Source organism: Pseudofrankia asymbiotica, assembly GCF_001983105.1.
Classification (GTDB): Bacteria; Actinomycetota; Actinomycetes; order Frankiales; family Frankiaceae; genus Pseudofrankia; species Pseudofrankia asymbiotica.
On sequence record NZ_MOMC01000094.1, the window covers coordinates 1 to 20,885 of the forward strand.

Annotated in this window: 16 protein-coding genes; 4 read left to right on the plus strand and 12 right to left on the minus strand. The window is 71.2% G+C overall.

Annotation, left to right across the window (positions count from 1 at the left end; all coding sequences use genetic code 11):
- Positions 1-235: 235 nt before the first annotated feature.
- Together BL253_RS34720 and BL253_RS34725 are read right to left on the minus strand one after the other, a co-directional pair.
- On the minus strand, positions 236-1,123 hold the full coding sequence (locus BL253_RS34720) for a 3-hydroxybutyryl-CoA dehydrogenase (protein ID WP_081438996.1): 888 nt from the start codon (positions 1,121-1,123) through the stop codon (positions 236-238).
- A gap of 192 nt (positions 1,124-1,315) precedes the next feature.
- Entirely contained in the window at positions 1,316-1,768 is a 453-nt protein-coding gene (locus tag BL253_RS34725) for a winged helix-turn-helix transcriptional regulator (RefSeq protein ID WP_076821923.1), read from the minus strand.
- A gap of 253 nt (positions 1,769-2,021) precedes the next feature.
- Between BL253_RS34725 and BL253_RS34730 the strand changes: the two genes are divergently transcribed.
- A complete protein-coding gene (locus BL253_RS34730) occupies positions 2,022-2,708 on the plus strand; it encodes an alpha/beta hydrolase (RefSeq protein ID WP_081438995.1) in 687 nt (228 codons plus the stop codon).
- Here BL253_RS34730 and BL253_RS34735 read toward each other — a convergent pair.
- From BL253_RS34735 to BL253_RS34780, 9 genes are all read right to left on the minus strand, one after another.
- Positions 2,692-3,564: a 5'/3'-nucleotidase SurE gene (locus BL253_RS34735; RefSeq protein ID WP_076821925.1), complete on the minus strand. Its 873-nt coding sequence runs from the start codon at positions 3,562-3,564 to the stop codon at positions 2,692-2,694. The genes BL253_RS34730 and BL253_RS34735 overlap by 17 nt on opposite strands.
- 281 nt (positions 3,565-3,845) lie before the next feature.
- Positions 3,846-4,754 carry an AEC family transporter gene (locus BL253_RS34740; protein ID WP_076821927.1) on the minus strand — a complete coding sequence of 303 codons (909 nt, stop codon included), beginning with the start codon at positions 4,752-4,754 and terminating at the stop codon, positions 3,846-3,848.
- A 193-nt stretch (positions 4,755-4,947) separates the two neighbouring features.
- Positions 4,948-6,519: an acyltransferase family protein gene (locus BL253_RS34745; protein WP_081438997.1), complete on the minus strand. Its 1,572-nt coding sequence runs from the start codon at positions 6,517-6,519 to the stop codon at positions 4,948-4,950.
- 757 nt (positions 6,520-7,276) lie between these two features.
- On the minus strand, positions 7,277-7,597 hold the full coding sequence (locus tag BL253_RS34755) for a 4a-hydroxytetrahydrobiopterin dehydratase (RefSeq protein ID WP_076821932.1): 321 nt from the start codon (positions 7,595-7,597) through the stop codon (positions 7,277-7,279).
- A gap of 158 nt (positions 7,598-7,755) precedes the next feature.
- Positions 7,756-9,312, minus strand: coding sequence for an LCP family protein (locus tag BL253_RS34760; RefSeq protein WP_076821934.1), 1,557 nt, complete (start codon positions 9,310-9,312; stop codon positions 7,756-7,758).
- Between the two features lie 4 nt (positions 9,313-9,316).
- The gene (locus tag BL253_RS44980; protein ID WP_131831653.1) at positions 9,317-11,389 is read right to left on the minus strand and encodes an LCP family glycopolymer transferase; all 2,073 of its coding nucleotides are present in this window, start codon (positions 11,387-11,389) and stop codon (positions 9,317-9,319) included.
- Positions 11,390-11,700: 311 nt separating this feature from the next.
- Complete coding sequence (locus BL253_RS34770; protein ID WP_076821937.1) at positions 11,701-12,450, minus strand: succinate dehydrogenase/fumarate reductase iron-sulfur subunit; 750 nt, start codon at positions 12,448-12,450, stop codon at positions 11,701-11,703.
- The gene (locus BL253_RS34775; protein WP_076821939.1) at positions 12,447-14,393 is read right to left on the minus strand and encodes a fumarate reductase/succinate dehydrogenase flavoprotein subunit; all 1,947 of its coding nucleotides are present in this window, start codon (positions 14,391-14,393) and stop codon (positions 12,447-12,449) included. Before BL253_RS34775 ends, BL253_RS34770 begins: the two co-directional genes overlap by 4 nt.
- 2 nt (positions 14,394-14,395) lie before the next feature.
- Positions 14,396-15,067, minus strand: coding sequence for a succinate dehydrogenase cytochrome b subunit (locus tag BL253_RS34780; protein WP_338013768.1), 672 nt, complete (start codon positions 15,065-15,067; stop codon positions 14,396-14,398).
- Positions 15,068-15,195: 128 nt separating this feature from the next.
- On the opposite strand from BL253_RS34780, the gene BL253_RS34785 reads away from it, so the two are divergent.
- Positions 15,196-16,230 carry a LysR family transcriptional regulator gene (locus BL253_RS34785; RefSeq protein WP_076821942.1) on the plus strand — a complete coding sequence of 345 codons (1,035 nt, stop codon included), beginning with the start codon at positions 15,196-15,198 and terminating at the stop codon, positions 16,228-16,230.
- On the opposite strand, the gene dnaN is transcribed toward BL253_RS34785, so the two are convergent.
- The gene (dnaN, locus tag BL253_RS34790; protein WP_076821944.1) at positions 16,179-17,369 is read right to left on the minus strand and encodes a DNA polymerase III subunit beta; all 1,191 of its coding nucleotides are present in this window, start codon (positions 17,367-17,369) and stop codon (positions 16,179-16,181) included. The two genes, BL253_RS34785 and dnaN, sit on opposite strands and share 52 nt — an antisense overlap.
- A 664-nt stretch (positions 17,370-18,033) precedes the next feature.
- Between dnaN and BL253_RS34795 the strand changes: the two genes are divergently transcribed.
- Entirely contained in the window at positions 18,034-19,230 is a 1,197-nt protein-coding gene (locus BL253_RS34795; protein WP_076821963.1) for an ABC transporter substrate-binding protein, read from the plus strand.
- Positions 19,231-19,544: 314 nt separating this feature from the next.
- Positions 19,545-20,789, plus strand: coding sequence for an ammonium transporter (locus tag BL253_RS34800; protein ID WP_076821946.1), 1,245 nt, complete (start codon positions 19,545-19,547; stop codon positions 20,787-20,789).
- Positions 20,790-20,885 lie beyond the last annotated feature (96 nt).

Here is a 20,885-nt window from a genome sequence, read left to right on the forward strand (position 1 = left end):
ACGTCCGCCGCGTGCGGGACGATCTCCTTCTCGACGAGGTCACGCACCGCCTCGCGCAGCGCGACATGCTCGTCCGGCAGCCGGTACAGATCGAACGTGGAGTCCACCTTCGGCCTTCTTCCTGCTTCGCTCGTGAAGCCTTCGCCCTGCTATCGGGGGCCGCTCAGGACTACCCCGGAGCCACCCAGGCCGGCCACGGCGCTCCCCCCCGCGGCCGGTCCGGCGGCGCGGCGTGTCAGCCGCGGTAGTCGTGGAAGCCGCGGCCGCTCTTCTTGCCAAGCAGGCCCGCGTCCACCATCCGCGCGAGCAGCGGCGGCGACGAGTACAGCGGCTCCTTGAACTCGTCGTACATCGACTCGGCGACGGCCTTGACGGTGTCCAGGCCGATCAGGTCGGACAGCCGCAGCGGGCCCATCGGGTGGCTACAGCCGAGCACCATGCCGCTGTCGATGTCGTCGGCCGAGGCGAAGCCGGACTCGAACATCCGGATCGCCGACAGCAGGTACGGGATGAGCAGCGCGTTCACGACGAAACCGGCGCGGTCCTGCGACGAGATGACCTGCTTGCCGAGCGGACCCGTGACGAAGGCCCGCGCACTGTCCTTGGTGGCGTCGGCGGTCAGCAGCGACGGGACCAGCTCGACGAGCGGCATCACCGGCACCGGGTTGAAGAAGTGGATCCCGATGACCCGCTCCGGCCGGCTCGTCGCCATGCCCAGCTTCATGATCGGGATAGACGACGTGTTCGACGCGAAGATCGCTTCAGGAGCGGCGATGACCTTGTCGAGCGTCGAGAAGATCTCGGTCTTGAGCTGCTCGTTCTCGGCGATCGCCTCGATCACCAGCTGCCGGTCGCCGAAGTCACCCAGGTCGGTCGTGAAGGCCACCCGGCCCCAGGTCGCGTCCCGGTCCTCGGCGGACAGCTTCCCGCGCTTGACCGCCCGGTCCAGCGAGGAGCCGACCCGCGCCCGCCCGGCCTCCACCGCGCCGGCGTCGATCTCGCGCACCAGCACGTCCACGCCTGCCCGCGCGGCCATCTCGACGATGCCGGACCCCATCAGGCCGCAGCCGACGACACCCAACCGCTCGACCGCCGACAGCTCGACCTGCTCGCCGTCCACCAGGAGTCCTCCTCCGCTCGCGCGCACTGTCCCGGGTTCCTCGTTCATGCCAACCTCAGCCGGGCCATCCACTTTCCTCTGCTTGGAAGGCCGACTTTCGGACGTCCAGCTAAATGGGCTGAACGTCACCCCCGGGTGACCATCCGACGCAACCCGCCTGGCCCGAACCCCCGGAGATGTGGCATCCAACCCACCCTAGCCCCGGTCGACAGGACCGTCAGCAGCGTGCGAGAGCGCCCGAGACTCCCCGCTCCGCGCCCCCGCCGCGCCCGGCTCCGCCTCCGTCTCTGTCTCCGAGGCCAGAGCTGGAGCGGGAGCTGGAGTCGGATGTTCCAGCGCCCACGCGCAGATGGCGGCCAGTGGCTCACGCAGGGTCAGGCCGAGGTCGGTAAGCGCGTACTCGACGTGCTGGGGCGCGGCCTCGCGCAGGACGGTGCGTGCGACCAGCCCGTCCGACTCCATCCCGCGCAGCGTCTCGGTCAGCACCTTCTGGGTGATGCCGGGCAGCCGGCGGCGCAGCTCGGCGTGCCGCCGCGGCCCGGCGAGCAGCGTGTAGACGACCAGCACCCGCCACTTCGCCGCGAGCCGTTCCAGCGCCTGCCGGGTCGCGCAGGACTCCTCCAGCACGTCCGGGACCACAAGGGCCATGACCGCTCCTCCGCCTGGATCCAGGGCTTGACGGTCCCCAGCATCTCGCGGTCGCCGCCCTGGGAAAACGGCGGCGCGGGCGGGCGTCGACGTCCGACTGCTCCTGGTTCCGCCCGGAGCTGTCCATAGGCACCCGCAGGTTCCTTCTGGCCGACGCGCCCGGGTGCGCCCTACGGTGACGGCGCGGCGACTCCTGTCCGCCGATTCCCTGCCATTCGCGCCGGTTCCTCCGGCCGCGCAGACGAGGACGCCGATGAGCTCCACCCTGAGCACACAGACCACCAGCACCGGCACCGATACCGGCACCGGCACCGGTCGTGTCGACGTCGAGCGGGTCGAGTTCACCGCCGAGGGCATCCCCCTCGTCGGCGAGCTCCGTCTGCCCGCCGACGCCGCCAATCCCGTCGATGATGATGACGCGGCGCCCGCTGGCGCCCGCGCCGTCGGCGTCGTGCTGACCGGCCCGTTCACCGGCGTGAAGGAGCAGGTCGTCGGCAGGTACGCCGACCGGCTCGCCGCCGCCGGTTTCGCCACCCTCGCGTTCGACCACCGAGGTTTCGGCGAGAGCGGCGGACGCCGGGGCCATGAGGACAGCCAGGGCAAGCTCGCCGACCTGCGGGCCGCCGTGGACCTGCTCGCGGCCCGTCCCGAGATCGACGAGGAAAGGCTGGCGGTGGTCGGCGTGTGCCTGGGCGGCGGCTATGCCGTCCGGGCGGCGGCGACCGATCCGCGGCTGCGGGCAGTGGCCGGGATCGCCGGCGCCTACAACAACCCGGCGTGGTTCGCCGAGGGCATGGGGCTGCCCACCCACAACTCGCGCCTCCAGAACTCGCGTCGCGGCGGATCGGCGGCGCCAGCCGCGCCGCGACCGGCCGACGTGGCCTGCCGCGGCGCGGCGCCGGTCCAGGTATGGCTTGGCTGGCTCAGGACGCGGGCTTGACGGGGATCGAGGTAAGGGTCGCGAAGCCGGCGTTGAAGGCCGCGACCTCGTCAGCCGGGGTCTCGGTCGACGAGCAGTCCTGGCCGTTCGTGAGGGCCTTGGACATGTCCGTCAGCGTCGGCTCGGTCGGCAGCTCACGCTCGCCGCGGATCTTGGTGGTACCGCAGTTCGGGATGTTCAGGTTCGGGATGCTGGCCAGCGCCGTGCCGGAGCCCGTGCCAGTGAACTCGCCGCGGTGCTTCGTCACCCAGGCGACGACGAGATCGGCGCCCTGCGCGTAGTCGAAGGCCGACCCGAGGCCCATGCTCGTGGCGATCGACGGGATGCCACGGGTGGCGGCTGCCCGGGCGGCGCCGACGGTGCCGGACAGGTCGACGACCGGGCCCAGGTTCTGGCCCTGGTTGATGCCGGACACGACCAGGTTCGGCTTCACCCCGAGGGTGTCGAGGGCGACGTTGACGCTGTCCGCCGGGAAGCCGTCGACGGCGGTCGCGGCGGTGCCGCTCGCCGTGGTCGCGTCGTGGTGCGCCGGTGGCTGCGGCGACGTCTTGCCGCCCGTTCCGCTCTGGTTGGTGGCGGGCGCGACGATCCGCACCGTCACCGCGGGCAGGGCGGCGAGGGCCTTCGCGACCGCGTCGATACCGGCGGCGCCGACACCGTCGTCGTTGGTCACCAGGATCGTCAGCGGCGCGGCCGCGGGCGCGGCGCTGGTCGCCGCCACCGCGGGGGCGCTCGTCGCCGCGGCGGGCGCGCCGTCGTCGTCGCTTCCGCCGCAGGCCGCGGCGCCGACGAACAGCACGCCCGCCGCCCCGGCCGCCAACACCATGCGCGCCGGAGCCCGCCACCCACCGACCATCGCCGCATCCTCCTCGTCTGGATCCGGCGGCACCGTGACCAGCCGGACGTGCCGTCACCGCCCGGCCCGAGATGCCATGCCTCGAAGCGGCGTACGCGGAGCAGCGGGCGCCATTGTTACCAGCCAGGGGCATCCGTGGACAAGGGCGGCGAAGATGTCACCTTCCGCTCCTTCAGTGTTCAGGCCGGTTCCCGCCTGTGACACGAGGCACCGGCATGGACCACAGGGGCGGGAGGACGGCCTACAGGGCGCGGGAGGACGGGTCCACAGGGTGGGCATGCCTACAGGTGCAGGAGGAAGGACCAGCCGGCGCAGGTGAGGATCGAGACGGGCACGCCGACACCGACGAGCATGCTCGGCAGCGGTGTCGCGAGGTCGTGCCGGGAGGCCATCAGAGCGCCCGCGACCATCGGCGGCATCGTCGCCTCGAACAGCGTGACCCGCAGCGCCCGGTCCCCCAGCGCGCCGAACAGCGCGTAACCGGCGATCACCAGCCCTGGCGCGACCAGCAGCTTCACGGTGAGGCCGATGACCAGCTCGCGCCACCACCGCCGGACCGCGCTCACCTCCAGCTGCAGGCCGATCGCGAACAGCGCCAGCGGGGTGAGCGTGTCGCCCAGCCGGGTGAGCACCTCGGTCAGCCAGCCCGGGTAGCCGACGGGCCGCAGCGCGAGCCCGGTGACCAGCGCGAGCAGCGGTGGCGCCGTCGGGATCCGGCGGGCGATCTCACGCGGCGCCACCCGGGTCCCGTCGGACGCCGCGACCGCGACCAGCGTGGTCACGACCGTGTTGAGCAGGACGAACGAGCCGAGCTGGTCGACGAGGACGGCGATCGGCACGTCGCCCGCGCCGAAGAACGCGGTCACCATCGGGATGCCGACGAAGGACGTGTTCGCCACGGCGGTCGTGGCGACGAGCGCGTAGACCGCCTCCCGGCCGAGCCGCAGCGGCCGGGCGATGGCCATGTAGAGGCCGGCCGAGACGGCGAACAGGATGTAGGGCATCGCGACGACGGCGACGATGCTGCCGGGGAAGTGAACCTCGTGCATCACCCGCAACGCGAGCGCGGGGAGCGCGATGTTGAGCACCCAGAACGTGACGGCGTGCTGCGTGTCCACGCTGGCCTTGCCGGTGCGCCGGAAGGCGATCCCCGCCGCCAGGCCCACCAGCAGGACGACAAGGGCGGACACGGACGACCATGCTCCCGGCGCGAGGTGGCACCGGAACGACTGTGGGCACGGATGTGGGTGGACTCACCCGCCATCCGTGCCCGCACCGCCACCTACCGCCACGGCTACCGCTCCACCGCCCACGCCCACGCCCACCAGCACCTGCGCCTGCGCCTGCGCCTGCGCCTGCGCCTGCGCCTGCGCTGTCATACCGCTACGGCTGGCGCTCCTGGCCGGCGTCTCCACGCCGGCGCGGACGCAGGCGCAGGGTGGTCTCGCTGAAGACAGGGACAGGCCCGACAGGCCCCGACAGGCGCACGGTTGTCTCGCCGACGGACATGGCCACGGACGCCGGGCGGGCCGCTGGCACCCCTGGTATCGCTGGCACCCCCGGCATCGCGGTCCCCGCCAGCACCGCGGTCCCCGCCGCCCGGGCGGGAGCGGACCGGCCGGACGCCCACTTCGGCCGCCGGCGCTGGACGGGACGCTCGAGCAGGTAGTACGACGCCGCGGCGAGGCCGATCGCCAGTACGCCGGCGGCCACCGTCGCCGGGCCGCGGCCGAGCCGCGCGACCAGCTTGTCGCCCGCGAACCCGGTGACGGGGAAGTGCCACAGGTAGAAGCCGTAGGAGATCCGGCCGAGCCAGGCGAGCGGGCGGCACCCGATCGACCGGAAGAGCCACGCGGGCCTGCCCTGGTCCAGCGCGAGGATGAGTGCCGCGGCGAGCAGCGCGACACCGGTGAAGCCACCCCGGTCCATGATCGTCGTGCGTGCGCCGTTATCGGGCACGGTCAGCACAGCCACGGCGAGCGCGGCGAGCGCGAGCGGCCCGGCGACCGGCAGCGCCGCCAGAATGCGCGCGAGCACCCGCCCGCCTGTCTCTGTCCCGGTGCCGGTGGCGCCGCCCGCCTGTGGTTCGCTGCGCCGTGCCGCCAGCCGCGACGCGCGCAGCCAGGCCGCGAGCGCGCAGCCGATCAGCAGGCTGTCGGACCTGGTGTCCAGCGCGAAGTAGGTCCGGTTGCCGGAGGCGCCGAGGTCGGCGAGCATGGCCCGCCAGACGCAGACCACGATGGCACCGCCGAACAGGATCCCGGGCAGCCGGCGGGCGAGCGCCTCGCGGCGGCAGATCGCGACTAGCGCGACCGGCCAGAGCAGATAGAACTGCTCCTCCAGCGACAGCGACCACACGTGCCCGAACCAGGCACCGCCRGAGTCGGGCCGCAGCACCCGGAAGTAGTCGTTGACGTACAGCAGGGAGGTGAGGGCGTTGTCGAGGAAGTCGAGCTGGTCGGCGCGCGTCTTGAGCAGCACGACCAGCACGGCGCCGGCCACGACGAACGCGTAGTACGCCGGYATCAGGCGGAAGGCCCGCCGGACGTAGAAAGCCTTCAGCGAGATTCCGCCGGTCCGGTCCCGCTCTGCGAGCAGCAGGCCGGTGATCAGGAAACCGCTCAGTACGAGGAAGACGTCCACCCCGAGGTAGCCGCCGCCCAGCGCCGCCATGTGGTAGCCGAGCACGCACAGGACCGCGATGGCGCGCAGCCCGTCGAGCGCCGGGTTGTAGCCACCGGGCCGGGTGCCGCCCCGGGCCTCGCCGCCGTGGTCGGCCTCGCGGGCCGAGGCGCCCTGGCCGCTCGGGCCGCCCTCGGCGCTCCGGCCGGCCGCGGTGTCCCGCCGGCCGGGCCGCACGCCTGTCGAGTCATGCCGCCGGGGCGTCCCGCCGGCCGCCGCGGCATGGCGGCGCCGCGAGTGCCCGGCGGGCGGGGGGCTCGAGGACGACGACATGCCCGGCCAGGGTTCCGAGGAACCGCCGGAGTCACCGAGATCCTCGAGACCACTGTCGACGAATGACGACGACAAGCCGGCCCCGGAAGAACCAGAGCCGGCCCCGGAAGAAGTACTAGTACGGTCGAGATCCCGCAGACCGTTGTCTACAACGGAGTAGCGGTTGTCTTCCACACTCGTGTAGATTTGGCTTCGCGCCGAATCCCGCCCGGTGGGCTCCTCCCCCGGTTCGCGCGAACTCGCCCCCATGTCGTYCCCCTAGCCGCCGGCCCCCTCGGCCGTTGTCCGGCCGACCGGTTTCCACGAGTTGGTTCCGTGAGTTGATTCCGTGCGCAGAGATACCGCACAGACGGTTCACAGTAGCCGCACATGCGGTGGATACACCGATGCGGTCGGCGGCGATTCAGGTACGTCATCTGGCATTAACAGCGGCGGGACAACACCGTCCGCGACCGGCTACGGCGAGCCATTGCCCGACGACGCCGCCCACCCGTGGCCCATCTGGYCGAAAAAGTCCGTGCACGTACAGTGGCAGCGGAGGGCTCGGCGGTGGTCATTGCCGGCGACCGCGGCCATCCGCCCATGACGCCCCTTTGCCTGCAGGCGGACGATCTCTCGGTCCGCGCTCTCCCGGGGGGGCGCGGGGTACCAGCCATCAGCGGCGTCGACCGTCAGGGCCGTCGTCAGCGCCACCTGTCGCCGCCGCCTGTCGCCGCCGCCTGTCGCCGCCGTCGGTGGATGCCGTCCGCGGGAACCGTCAGCTGGCGCCGTCAGCCACGGTGAGTTCGGCGACGAGACCGTCGATGATCCGAGCCTGCTCCAGGTCGAGGAACGTGATGCCATCGGCGTCGTGGGTCGCGAGCGCGAACGTGACCCGCCGCCAACGGATGTCGATGTCCGGGTGGTGGTTCATGCCCTCGGCCACCTCTGCGACCTGCCGGACCAGCTCGACGCCGGCCAGGAAGGTCGGCGCCGTCACCGTGCGGCGGATCATTCCGTCCGCGAGCGACCACTCGGGCAGGCCGCCCAGCCCGTCGGTGATCTGCTCGGCGGACAGCGCGTCGGGAACGTCGGCCATGGCGGATTCCTCTCGCTCGCCCCGGTCCGACGTGCATACCTGACCCAGGCCAGGGTCCACCGCCGGTAGATGACCACACCGTAACGCGGTTGAACCGTCGTCGCGACCAGCCGACGAGACCACCCGCGCGCCGGGACGGGTCCGCCGGGCGCCGCGGGCTACAGGGTGCAGTCGGGGGGTGGTGGTGGGCCCTGCGGGGCGGCGGGTGCCGTGCCGGCGGCGGGCGTGGCGCCCGCGGTCGTCGGGGAGACGACGGTCGTGTACTCGGCGCCGAGAATGAGGTGGATGCCGGTGATGGTCGGGTCGGCGCGGGTGATCGAGCCGGGGACCGCCGCCTGCACGGTCCACGCGGCCTGCTGCAGGCCGGGTCCGTAGAGCACCCGCGACGTCGTGTAGTTCCGGGGGTCAGCGTTGAGGGTGCTTCCCACGTGGAAGCCTTCGCGCGTCAGAGCGGTCGCCGCCGTCGAAGCCAGGCCGGACCTCGTGGAACCGTTGTAGACATCGAGACTGACCTGCGCGGGCGGAATCGTGACAGGACCCGGGGTCGCGCCAGGATCCGGCGTGGATGACGCGGTGGTGCCAGCGGGAGTGACACCGTCGACATGCCCGCCCAGCGGTACGACGATCTTCGCGAGGTCGGCCGGGTCGTAGAGCTTCACCGCGCCGTAGACGGGCAGCGTTCCGTGGTCCGGATCTCCGCCGTCGGCGAGTCCTGGCGAGCGCGTCGGCAGCGTCTCGACGTGCATCGCCCCCGCCATGTCCTTCATCGACAGGCCGAGGGCCTTGAGGTCCTCGAGCGAGGTGTCGTCGTCGAGGGTGAGCGCGTTGGCGGCCGCCTGGATGAGCGCCGTCGACTTGATCGGATTTGTCAGCACGTCGCCACTGATGGCCTTGTGGAACACGGCACCGAGGAACTGCTGCTGGCGGTTGATCCTGGCGATGTCGCCCTCGAGGAAACCGTGCCGCTGACGGACGAACGCCAACGCCTGCTCGCCGTTGACATGGACGTCGCCCGGGCCGCCGACCCAGCCGCTCATCGAGTCGTTGGTGTTGGTGCTCAGGCGCCATTTGCCGTCGTCGTCCTGGAAATGGTCCTTGAAGTCCGAGGGCGTCACGCAGACGTCGACGCCGCCGATCGCGTCGGTGACCTGCTTGAAGCCCGCGAGGTCGACGGAGAGGTAGTGGTTGACCCGCATCCCGGTCAGGCTCTCGATCATCTTCACCAGCAGCGAGGGGCCACCGTCGGAGATCGCCGAGTTGAACTTGCTTTTGTGTACCTTGTGGGTCTTGCCGGCCGCGTCGGTGTACTCGGGAATGACGACGAGGGTGTCTCGCGGGAACGAGACCATCGTCGTTTCGCCGTTCTTGGCCATGTGAATCAGAATCGTGCTGTCCGACCGCTGGCCGAGAACCGCGGAGCCACCGTACTCGTCGCCGGTGCCCGCGCGGCTGTCCGTGCCCACGAGCAGATAGTTCTCCACGCCGAACTCCTGCGCCGGGCGGTCACCCCCCAGGCCGAACAGCGGGACGTGATGCACGTTTCTGTTGGCCGCGTCGTAGAGGAACCAGCCACCGCCGGTGATCACGAGAATCAGCGCGGACAGCACCGCGCCGCCGGTCAGGGAAAGACGCCGCAGGAGCGAGCGCCGCCCTCGCCGGGACCGGGGATCGAGCTCCGGCGGCAGCGCCGGGCGGTCCAGGGTCGCGTGGCTCACCGGCCTACTTCACGCAGCGGCTGTCGGCGGAGACCGGCGCCTGGGTGTAGTAGGGCGCCGGCGCCGTGGCGTCCGCCGTGGCCGTACTGGCCGTCGGGGTGGCGACGACGGCCGTGTCGCCCTGGACCAGGTCCTCGCCGACGATGAGGACGATCTCGCCGGCGCCGGCTCCGGCGCCCCCGTCGGGCACGGCGCGGGCGCCGGAGACGTCGGCGACCAGCCGGCTCGCGGCCGCGGCGTCGCCCGGGGCGAAATGCACCTCGGTGCCGCTGTAGTTCCGGCTGTCGGCGACGTCATAGCTGACGACGTCGTAGCCGGCGGCCTTCAGGTCGGTCGCCACCGTCTTGGCGCTTCCGTTGGTCCCGGTGCCGTTGAGCACCCGAACCTTGATCTGGGCCGGGGCGACCGTCGGGCTCGGTGCCGCCGACGGCACGGCCGGGCCTGTCGCGGCGGAGTCGCTGGGCGCGCCCGACTCGGCGACGATCCCCTGGAAGAAGTCGCGCACCATGGCCGGGTCGTAAAGCGCGTAGTACGCCTGCCCGTCGCCTCCGGTCGCCCCGGACAGCGGGATCGTGGTGAAGCCCACCTGGCCGGTGCTCATTCCCTGCATGCGCTCGGCGAGCACCTTCAGATCGTCCACCTCGGTCTCGGAGTCCACCACCACGGAGCCGGTGACTGCGTTCAGGAAACTGGTGAGCTTCGCCGGGTTGCCGAGAATGCCACCGCTCTTGACCTTGCGGAAGACCGCCGCGAGGAAGGCCTGCTGGCGCTGCACCCGGGTGTAGTCCCCGTTGGCGAAACCGTGACGCTGCCGGACGAAACCGAGGGCGTTGTCGCCCTCCAGCAGGTTCATGCCGGCCTGGCCGTGGAAGCCGGCCATCGAGTCGTCAAGGTTCGTCGAAACCCGCCGATGCCCCTTGTCATCCAGGAACGAATCCCGGTAGGGGTCCTGCACCATACAGACCTCGACGCCGCCGAGCGTGTCGCTCATCTGCTTGAAACCGTTGAAGTCGATCTCGGCGAAATGATCAATACGCATGTCGGTGACGTTCTCCAGCGTGCGCAGCAGCAGCGCGGGACCGCCGTAGTTGAACGCGGCGTTGACCCGGTCGGTACGCGCGGAGTGCCGCTTGCCCTTGGAGTCGGTATACGCCRGGATCTTGACCTTCAGGTCGCGCGGGACCGAGACCAGCGTCGTCTTCCCGTTGGAGCCGAGGTAGGCGATCATCATCGAGTCCGAGCGGGCCCCGCCGACCTTGGCCGCGTCGCTGCCCGTCCGCACGTCCGAGCCGACCAGCAGCCAGGTCTCCCGGCCATGCGGGACCTGCGGCGGCCGGGTGCCCTCGACGTCGCCGTCGCTCAGATCGGTCCGGTCGACCCGCGAGTCGTAGTACCTCGTGGCGCCGTAGCCGACGCCGATGACGACGAACAGCGCGCAGGACACGATCGCCGCGAGCGCGAGGAGCAGCACTCTCGCCAGCCCGCGCCGCCGGCGCTCGTCGTTCTCCCCGCGCGGGCTCAGTTCCGGTGGAAGGCCCGAGCCGTCCCCGTCCCCGTCTCCGTCGTCGGGCTCGGTCGCCGCGTCATCGGGCTCGGACTCCCTGACCGCCTTGTCGACATCGACGGAAGCTGGCGCGTCGACCAGGGCAACGCCAGCGGCGCCGTTCGCCGCGGCCGGGCCCGGCTCCGCGGGCACGGCCGGCTCCGTGGGCCGGCCTGGCTCGGTGATCGGAACTGGTCGGGCAGCCGTGCCACGCGCCGCCCTGGCGCCGCCCTCGGCGAGGCTGCGGCGCGGGCGCGGTAGGGCGGTCGTGGCCGGTGCGTCGGCGGGGCGTTGCGCACCGTCGCCACCGGGCCCCGTCTCCGCGGCCCGCTCCGGCTCGTCCTCGAGGCCTCCGGCCAGGCGAGCGAGCCGCGCCCGCGGTGAGAGGCGGTCATCCCCGACCGTCCGCGCCGCCGCGGAGACGACCTCGTCCCCGGCCGCGATGGCGCCGTCGACCGGGTCGGCCGTCTCGGCGGCAGGCGAACCACGCCTGTCGTCGGCCACGGGTGACCCGTCGGACCGAGCAGTCGCCACGGGCGGGATCCAGCCTCCGAACCGCAGGGGGCCTCCGGGCGCGCGGCCGTGGAGGCGGCCCGCGTGGCCGTCGGCGACGGAAGAACTCGTTCAACATTCACAAGTCGCTCAACCAGTACAACGCGACTGTACCGACAGTAGCCGCCAGAGATACGTCCCCGACAGGAACAGCCCGGTCACACCTCGGTTCCTGACGCGGCTGACGCACTGACCCATGGGCCAGTGCGTCAGCCACTCCACGGAGGGTGACCGGGCAGTTCCGCCGCGCGGGATCGCGCGGCCGGTGACCGACCGCGCGACCCGCGCGGGCACTACCGCCGGCGCGCCAGCGACGCGCGCAGGTACTCCTTGTTGAGCCGGGCGATGCTCGCCTGTGGAATGCCCTTCGGGCAGGCGTTGGTGCACTCACCGGTGTTGGTGCAGCCGCCGAAGCCCTCGGCGTCCATCTGCTCGACCATGCTCACCACCCGGGACTCGCGCTCCGGCTGGCCCTGCGGCAGCACGTTGAGGTGCGAGACCTTGGCCGAGACGAACAGCATCGACGACCCGTTCGGGCAGGCGGCGACACAGGCGCCGCAGCCGATGCACTCGGCGTTCTCGAACGCGAGGTCCGCGTCCGGCTTCGGCACCAGCTGGGTGTTCGCCTCCGGCGCGCTGCCGGTGGTGACGCTGACGTAGCCGCCGGACTGGATGATCCGGTCGAACGCCGACCGGTCCACCATCAGGTCCTTGACCACCGGGAACRCCGCCGACCGCCACGGCTCGATGACGATCGTGTCGCCGTCGGAGAACGTGCGCATGTGCAGCTGGCAGGTGGTGGTCAGGGTCTGCGGGCCGTGCGGCGCGCCGTTGACCACCATGCCGCAGGCGCCGCAGATGCCCTCGCGGCAGTCGTGGTCGAAGGTGACCGGGATGTCCCCGCCGAGGATGAGCTTCTCGTTGAGGACGTCCAGCATCTCCAGGAACGACATCTCCGGGCTGACGTCGTCCAGCACGTAGTCGACGAGCGTGCCCTGGGCGTTCGGACCGCTCTGCCGCCAGATGCGCAGGGTGAGTTTCATGCGTAGCTCCGCTGGGCGAGGTGCACTTCGTCGAACTCGAGGTTTTCCTTGTGCAGCACCGGCGAGCTGCCGACGCCCGTGAACTCCCAGGCGGCCGCGTAGGCGAAGCTGTCGTCGTCGCGCAGCGCCTCGCCGTCCGGGGTCTGGCTCTCCTCCCGGAAGTGGCCGCCGCAGGACTCGGCGCGGTGCAGCGCGTCCAGGCACATCAGCTCGCCGAACTCGATGAAGTCCGCGATCCGGTTCGCCTTCTCCAGCGACTGGTTGAGCTCGGCACCCGTGCCCGGGACCTTGACCCGCGACCAGAACTCCTCGCGCAGCTCGCCGATGCGGGCCAGCGCCTTGCGCAGGCCGGCGTCGTTGCGGGCCATGCCGCAGTTGTCCCAGAGCAGCTCACCGAGCTCCCGGTGGAACGAGTCCGGGGTCCGGTCGCCGTTCGCCGCGAGCAGCCTCTCGAGCCGCTCGGTGCTCTCGGTGTGCGCCGCGACCGCCTCCGGGGCGGACGCGTCGACGGGGGCCAGCTTGTTCGAGGCCAGGTAGTTGCCGAGCATCGGGGGCAGCACGAAGTAGCCGTCCGCCAGGCCCTGCATGAGCGCCGAGGCCCCGAGGCGGTTCGCGCCGTGGTCGGAGAAGTTCGCCTCTCCGATCACGAACATGCCGGGGATCGTCGACTGCAGGTCGTAGTCGACCCACAGCCCGCCCATCGTGTAGTGGATCGCCGGGTAGATCCGCATCGGAACCTTGTACGGGTTCTCGCCGGTGATCCGCTGGTACATGTCGAACAGGTTGCCGTACTTCTCGCGGACGCTGGCCTCGCCCAGGCGCCGGATCGCGTCGGCGAAGTCCAGGTACACGCCGAGGCCGCCGGGGCCGACGCCACGGCCCTCGTCGCAGACGTTCTTGGCCGCGCGCGAGGCGATGTCACGCGGGACCAGGTTGCCGAACGCCGGGTAGATCCGCTCGAGGTAGTAGTCGCGCTCGTCCTCGGGGATCACGTCGGGGCTGCGGGTGTCGCCAGGGTTCTTCGGCACCCAGATCCGGCCGTCGTTACGCAGTGACTCGCTCATCAGGGTGAGCTTCGACTGGTAGTCGCCGGAGCGCGGGATGCAGGTCGGGTGGATCTGGGTGTAGCACGGGTTCGCGAGGTACGCGCCGCGCTTGTGCGCCCGCCAGATCGCGCTCGCGTTGGAGTTCTTGGCGTTCGTCGACAGGTAGAAGACGTTGCCGTAGCCGCCGGTGGCGAGCACGACCGCGTCGGCCATGTACGTCGAGACCTCGCCGGTGACCAGGTCGCGGGCGACGATGCCGCGGGCCCGGCCGTCGATGACGACCAGGTCGAGCATCTCGGTGCGGGCGTGCATCTCGACGTTGCCGGCGTCGATCTGCCGCGACAGCGCCTGGTAGGCACCGAGCAGCAGCTGCTGGCCCGTCTGGCCCCGGGCGTAGAACGTGCGCTGCACCTGGACGCCACCGAACGAGCGGGTGTCGAGCAGGCCCGAGTACTCGCGGGCGAACGGGACGCCCTGCGCGACGCACTGGTCGATGATCTGGACGCTGACCTCGGCGAGCCGGTGCACGTTCGACTCGCGGGCGCGGAAGTCGCCGCCCTTGATCGTGTCGTAGAACAGCCGGCGGACCGAGTCGCCGTCGTTGCGGTAGTTCTTGGCCGCGTTGATGCCGCCCTGCGCCGCGATCGAGTGGGCGCGGCGCGGCGAGTCCTGGAAGCAGAACTGGATGACGTGGTAGCCCTGCTCGGCCAGCGTCGCGCCGGCGGAACCACCGGCGAGACCGGTGCCGACGACGATGACGCGGTGCTTGCGGCGGTTGGCCGGGTTGACCAGCTTCGCCTCGAACTTGCGCCGGCTCCAGCGGGTCTCGATCGGGCCGTCCGGGGCGGCCTTGTCGGCGAGGTCCGTGCCGACCGTGTATCCGAAGGTGTCAGACATGCTCAATCCACCAAACCGGCCATGACGGCGATCGGGACAGACAGGAAGCCGAGCGTGATCACGACGGCGAGCACGCCGGCAGTCGCCTTGTACGCGGTCGCGCGGGTGGCGCTGGTGACCGCGCCGAGGGTGCGCGCCGCGCTCCAGAAGCCGTGCGCGATGTGCAGGCACAGGGCGAGCATCGCGACGATGTACGCGAGCGCGATGTACCAGTGGTTGAAGTCCGCGACGACGTTGTCGTAGGCGGCGCCCTCGACCCCGTTCGGGTTCGCGACCAGCGCGGTCAGGTCAAGGATGTGGTAGATCACGAACAGGCCGATGATGATGCCGCCGAAGCGCATCGTGTTGGTGGCGTAGCTCGCGGTCGGGCGCAGCCGGTGGGCGTACTTCTCCGGGCGGGCCTTCAGGTCCCGCCTGCTCAGCTGGTAGGCGCTGACGGCGTGCAGCGCGATGGCGACCAGGAGCACGAACCGCTGGATCCAGAGGAACCAGGCGTTGTGCAGCACGGGGGTGCCGATCGTGCGCAGCCAATGGGCGTAGGAGTCGAAGTCCTCTCTGCCGAAGAAAATCTTGAGATTCCCCGCCATATGGAGGATGAGGAAGAGCAGCATGATGATGCCTGTGACGGCCATCACTGCCTTCTTGCCGATGTTCGACCGCCAGACGGTCGTCACGGCCGAGGTGCGCCCTACCTGGGTCGCCGGAGTCGCTACAGCCACGAGTCAGCAAGGTACGGGTCGGCCAAGCACGGGTCCAAGACATGAAAGTGCTCGTGTCAATAGTCCAGAGCTATCGTCCTGGTGTGCAGTTGCATCAGCTGGCCTACTTCGTCGCAGTAGCCGAGACAAAGCACTTCACCAGGGCCGCTTCGCGCGTTCATGTAGCCCAGCCGTCACTGTCCGCGCAGATCCGCGCGCTGGAGACCGAGCTCGGCAGCCCGCTATTCAACCGTGCTAGGGGGAATATCACACTCACCGCGGCCGGTGAGGCGCTGTTGCCGCTGGCCAGACGGATCCTCGCGGACACCGACACCGCCCGCCGCGAGGTCCAGGAGCTGACGGATCTGCGCCGCGGGAAGGTCCGCGTCGGCGCCACCCCGAGCCTGTGCACCGGGATGCTGCCCGAGGTGCTGCGACTGTTCCGCCAGCGCTACCCGGGCATCCGGCTGCTCGTCGAGGAGGGCGGCTCCCGCGACCTCGTCGGCGAGCTCGCCGTCGGCGCGCTCGACCTGGCGCTGATCATCCTGCCGCTGCAGGGCAGCGATCCGGCGCTGGCGACCACCCCGCTGCTGCGCGAGGACCTCGTCGTCATCTCCTCCCCCGACGGCCCGCCGCCGGTGGGCGCCACCCGCATGGCCGTGAGTGACCTGCGCGACCGCCCGCTGGTGATGTTCCGCCGGGGCTACGACCTGCGCGACTTCACGGTGGGCGCGTGCCGGGCGGCCGGTTTCGATCCGACGTTCGCCGTCGAGGGCGGGGAGATGGACGCCGTCTGCGGCTTCGTCATGGCGGGGCTCGGGATCGCCGTGATCCCGAGCATGGTCGCCTTCCGGCAGCCGCTGCGGACGACGCCGTTCGCCCCTCCCGGCCTGCACCGGACGATCGGCCTGGCCCACAGGCGCGACGTCGAGCCGCCCCGGGCCGCCCGCGAGCTGCGCGCCACCCTCGTCGACTTCGTCGCCAACGCGGCGGCGGCCGACATGCTCCCCCCAGGCGTCCGCCCGGCCCCCAACATCTACCGCGGCGCCGCGCCGGCCGACCTCGGCGTCGCGCCGGCGGGCCAGACCTATCCCGGTTCCGCGGAACCACCCGATCGGACGACGGGCATGAGGACGTAGCGGTAGCCGTGGTCGTCCTTGCCGGTGAGGATGGCCGGCGAGCTGGCGGCCTCGTCCGGGTCGGTGGAGGAGAAGCCGATCGTCACCTCGTCGCCGTCGACCGCGCCCAGGCCGTCCAGCAGGTAGCCGGGGTTGTACCAGGCGACCAGTTCGGGTCCGTCGTAGTCGATCGGCACCGAGTCGGTGGCCGAGGCGATGCCCAGCGGGTCGGAGTCGCTCCCGGTGGTGGTGCCCGTGTCCGGGCCGACGTCGGCGGTCAGGGTGCCCGCCGCGAGCGTGACCCGCACGACGGGGCCGGTGCGCGGCGCGACCACCGACACCCGCCGGATCGCCGCCGCGAGCGGAGCGACCTGGGCGCTCGCGGACAATGGCACCGATTCGGGAAACAGCCGCCGGTAGTGCGGGAACGTGCCGTCGACAAGCCGGACCACCACCCGCCGTGACCCGGTCGACAACCCGAACCGCGGGCCGCCGTCGTCGTCCGCGCCGAGGCCGAGGGCCAGCCGGGACGCGGCGGTCGGGATCCGGGCGAGATCCGAAAGCATCCGGGCCGGCACGTGCGCCACCGCCTCCGGTGCCCGCACCGAGGGCTGCCACGGGATCGTGCGCACCGCGAGGCGGTAACGGTCGGTGGYGACCAGCGTGAGGCCGCGGCCGGTGAACTCGAGCCGCAGCGCCGTGAGCACCGGGAACGTCTCGTCCTTGGCCGCCGCCGGGACGACCTGGCTGACGGCCGCGGCGAAACCGAGCGTGTCCACCTGGCCGACCGGCGGCGGGAACGCGGGCAGCGCCGGGTAGTCGTCCAGCGGCAGGGTCGGCACCCGGTAGTGGGCGCCGGCGGCACGCACCAGCAGCCAGCCCTCGTCGACGCTGAAACGCACGGACTCGTCGGGCAGGCTGCGCATGATCTCGGCGACCAGCCGGCCGGGCAGCAGCGCCCTGCCGGGCACCGTCGCCGTCACGTCCACGGTCGCGGTCACGGCCGCCTGGTAGTCGAACGCGGACAGCGTCAACCGGTCCGCGGCGTCCACCAGCACGCCGCCGCCCACCGCGAGCCCGGGCACCGTCCGCGCTGGCAGGTGGCGCGCCACCCATCCGGCCGCCTCCGCGAACTCCGCGCGCGGCACCGTCACCCTCACGACCCCATCCTCATGGTGCCGTCCTCACGATGCCATCCTCACCGGGCTGTCCTCACGAAGCGATCCTGTGGCGGCCTTCGCCGGGCCGACTGTCATGCGGATCCTGCCGTGTCACGAGCCGATTTCCCGGTATATCGCCCGTGTCGCCGGCAGCATCCCGTGACCACGCCGCGCCACCATACGCGCCCCGTCCACCCGCTACGCGCCCATCGCGGCCACGCGAGCTCGGGCGGCGCTCGCGGCCCCCGCCGCCGCTCGCCGGCCGAAGGCGGCCAGGTCCGGCGCGGCGGGCCGCGGGCCGACGGCCGCGAACGGTCGCCATCGAAGGCTCCGATCGCCGCTTCCCCTGTCGACCAGTTCCACTCGTCAACCACAGCGCGAAAGCTGACAGAAGCCAAAGGACCACCACCAGAGGCACACTTGACGGCGCTCTGACATCACGATCCCTACAGATCCGCACCGCAGCGGCCCGATTCGGGCCATTGTGAGAGATGTGAGGACGAGCCTGGACCACCCGTCCCGATCCCTGACCCGTCAGCCCTCGAACCGTCACCCCTCGAGCCGTCAACCCCCGGGCCGGCGACATCCCGACCGTCGGCATCCGGGCCGCCCGGCCGCTGCCCACCGGCCGACCCGCCGGCTCCGGGCCCGGGCGCTCGCCGCCCTGCTTCTCGCCGCCGCGGGCGCCCTCGCCGGCTGCGGGACGTCCGGCGAGACCGGCTCCGCGCGGGTCGGCGGCGCATGCGAGTCACCCGGCGTCACCGCCGGCAACATTCGGCTCGGCCTGCTCTTCCCGGATTCCGGCAGCGCCCAGTCGCTGTTCGGGTCGTTCCGTGCCGGAGTGGACGCCCGGCTCGGCGTCGCCAACTCCGCCGGCGGCGTCCACGGCCGGCAGGTGACCTACGACTGGGAGGACGACGCGTCCGACCCGAGGACGAACCTGGCCGGAGCCACGGCGCTGGTCGACCGGGGAGCCTTCGCCATCCTCGAGTCCACTTCGGCCTCCAGCGGATCTGCCGAGTTCCTGCACGACAAGGGCATACCGGTGGCGGGGACGTCGTTGGAAGAGCCCTGGACGATCTACGACAACATGTTCAGCTACTCGAACCTGCTGTCGGAATCGGGGTCGGTGTCCACCTATGGCGACTTCGTCGCCGCCCATGGCGGGCACAGCGCGGTCATGGTCGTCTCCCAGTACACCGAGACATCGCTGGACTTCGCCGCGGAACTCACCGCCAGCCTGAAGGCGGCCGGTATCCAGGTGGTCGCGACGGTGGACGCGACCGCACCGATCAACCTCGAGGGCCTCGGCCACAAGATCAAGGACAGCGGCGCCGACGTCCTCGTCGGCACGGTCACCGGCAGCTCGTTCGGGCAGGCGGTGCTGGCCGCCCGCGGCGCCCAGGCGAACCTTCAGGTGATCCTCTCGCCGGCGGGCTATGACCAGCGGATTCTCAACGTGTTCAAGGCGATCATCGCGGGCGCGTACTTCGTCGCCGACTTCCTGCCGTTCGAGACAGGCCGCCCGGCGCACCGCCAGTTCCTGGCGGCGATGTCCCGCTATGCCCCCGAGACGCAGCCGGCCACCCAGCAGGCGGCCCTCTCCGGTTGGATCTCGACCGACATCATGCTGCGCGGCCTGCAGGTGGCGAGTGACTGCCCGACTCGTGCCAGCCTCATCTCGGCGCTGCGGGCGGTACGCGGCTACACCGCGGACGGGCTGCTCACGCAGCCGATCGACTTCCGTGCCGATTTCGGCAAGCTCACCCGTTGCCTCGCGTTCGTCCAGGTCAACCCGGACGGGACGCGGTTCACCCCGGTCGACCCGCTCCCGCGCTGTGGTCAGCCGGTCGCACGCTGACCCGGCCGGAGGACGGCGCTGACAGCATACGCACGGCCTGACAGGGATGGCCGAGACGAACGGTGACCGCCCGTCATCGCCAAGCCGCCGGACGAGCAACCACACCACCCACAATGCACACCGCCCACCGACGGTCAAGACAAACACAGCACAAATCTCTGTCGTAACGCGATGGAAATAGATGCGACACCACATCGGAACGGCTGGTGCGCAACCTGCCCCCTTGGGTCCCCTGCCGGTGTGATGATCCGGTACCGCGCCGTCCAGGAGGCCGGTCGCCACCGAATCCCCTCAAGCTCCAGGACAGGCGGGACATGCCGTTCGACGTCGGCGCGCTCGACACCGGAGATACCGCGTGGCTGCTGGCCAGCTCCGCGCTCGTACTCGTGATGACGCCCGGTCTGGCGTTCTTCTACGGCGGAATGGTCCGCGTCGAGAACGTCCTCGGCATGCTGATGCAGAACTTCTTCTGTATGGGGATCGTCAGCCTGCTATGGGTGACCTGTACCTACAGCATCGCCTTCGGCGGCCAGAACGCCTACTTCGGCGGCCTGCACTTCGCCGGGCTGCAGCACATGAACGAGCAGGTACCCGGGTACGCGGGCCCGCTCGCGMAGAGCATCCCGCCGATCGTCTTCGCCGCCTTCCAGCTGATGTTCGCCATCATCACCCCGGCGCTGGTCACCGGCGGACCGGCGGACCGGTTCCGCTTCGGGCCGTTCGCGACCTTCATYGTCCTGTGGTCCACCCTGGTGTACGCGCCTGTCGCGCACTGGGTCTTCTCCCCGACCGGCTGGCTGTTCGAGCACGGCGCCGAGGACTTCGCCGGCGGGACGGTGGTGCACGCCAACGCCGGCGCCGCGGCCATCGCCATCGCCATCGTGATCGGCAAGCGGCGTGGCTGGCCGGATGGCAACTTCCGGCCGCACAACGTGCCGTTCGTCCTGCTCGGCGCGGGTCTGCTGTGGTTCGGCTGGTTCGGCTTCAACGCCGGTTCCGCGCTGAAGGCGAACGCCCTCGCCGGCTTCGCGTTCATGAACACCAACACCGCCACCGCCTGCGCGCTGCTCGGCTGGATCCTCACCGAGAAGCTCCGTGACGGGCGTGCGACCACCCTGGGCGCCGCCTCCGGCGCGGTCGCCGGCCTGGTCGCGATCACGCCGGCGGCCGGCTACGTGACACCCGTCGGCTCGATCTTCATCGGCTTCATCGCCGGCATCGCGTGCGCGTCGGTCACCGGGATCAAGGGCAAGGTCGGCATCGACGACGCGCTCGACGTCGGCGCGGTCCACCTCGTCGGCGGCAGCCTCGGCGCGCTGCTGATCGGCTTCTGGGGCTCATCCGACACCGGCGGCGAGGACGGCGCCTTCTATGGCGGCGGGTTCGACCTGCTCGGCAAGCAGGCGATCGCGGTCGCGGCGGTCGTCACCTACTCGTTCATCGTCACCCTCGTCATCGGCTACGTGATCCGCATGTTCGTCCGGATACGGCTGTCCGTCGACGAGGAGCGCGAGGGCATGGACATCGCCCTGCATGGCGAGCGAGCCTACGACTTCTGACGGCGCGGCCAGGTCGTCGGTCGCCGGCTCGGCCATTTCCGCCGCGCCACCCGATGTGGGCTATCCGCACCCGAACGGGTAGATAAGGTGCGCGGG

Coding starts and splice junctions, on each gene's coding strand:
- BL253_RS34725 (WP_076821923.1), bottom strand. CDS start 1,768: ATGGCCCTTGTGGTCCCGGACGTGCTGGAGGAGTCCTGCGCGACCCGG.
- BL253_RS34730 (WP_081438995.1), top strand. CDS start 2,022: ATGAGCTCCACCCTGAGCACACAGACCACCAGCACCGGCACCGATACC.
- BL253_RS34735 (WP_076821925.1), bottom strand. CDS start 3,564: ATGGTCGGTGGGTGGCGGGCTCCGGCGCGCATGGTGTTGGCGGCCGGG.
- BL253_RS34755 (WP_076821932.1), bottom strand. CDS start 7,597: ATGGCCGACGTTCCCGACGCGCTGTCCGCCGAGCAGATCACCGACGGG.
- BL253_RS34775 (WP_076821939.1), bottom strand. CDS start 14,393: ATGTCTGACACCTTCGGATACACGGTCGGCACGGACCTCGCCGACAAG.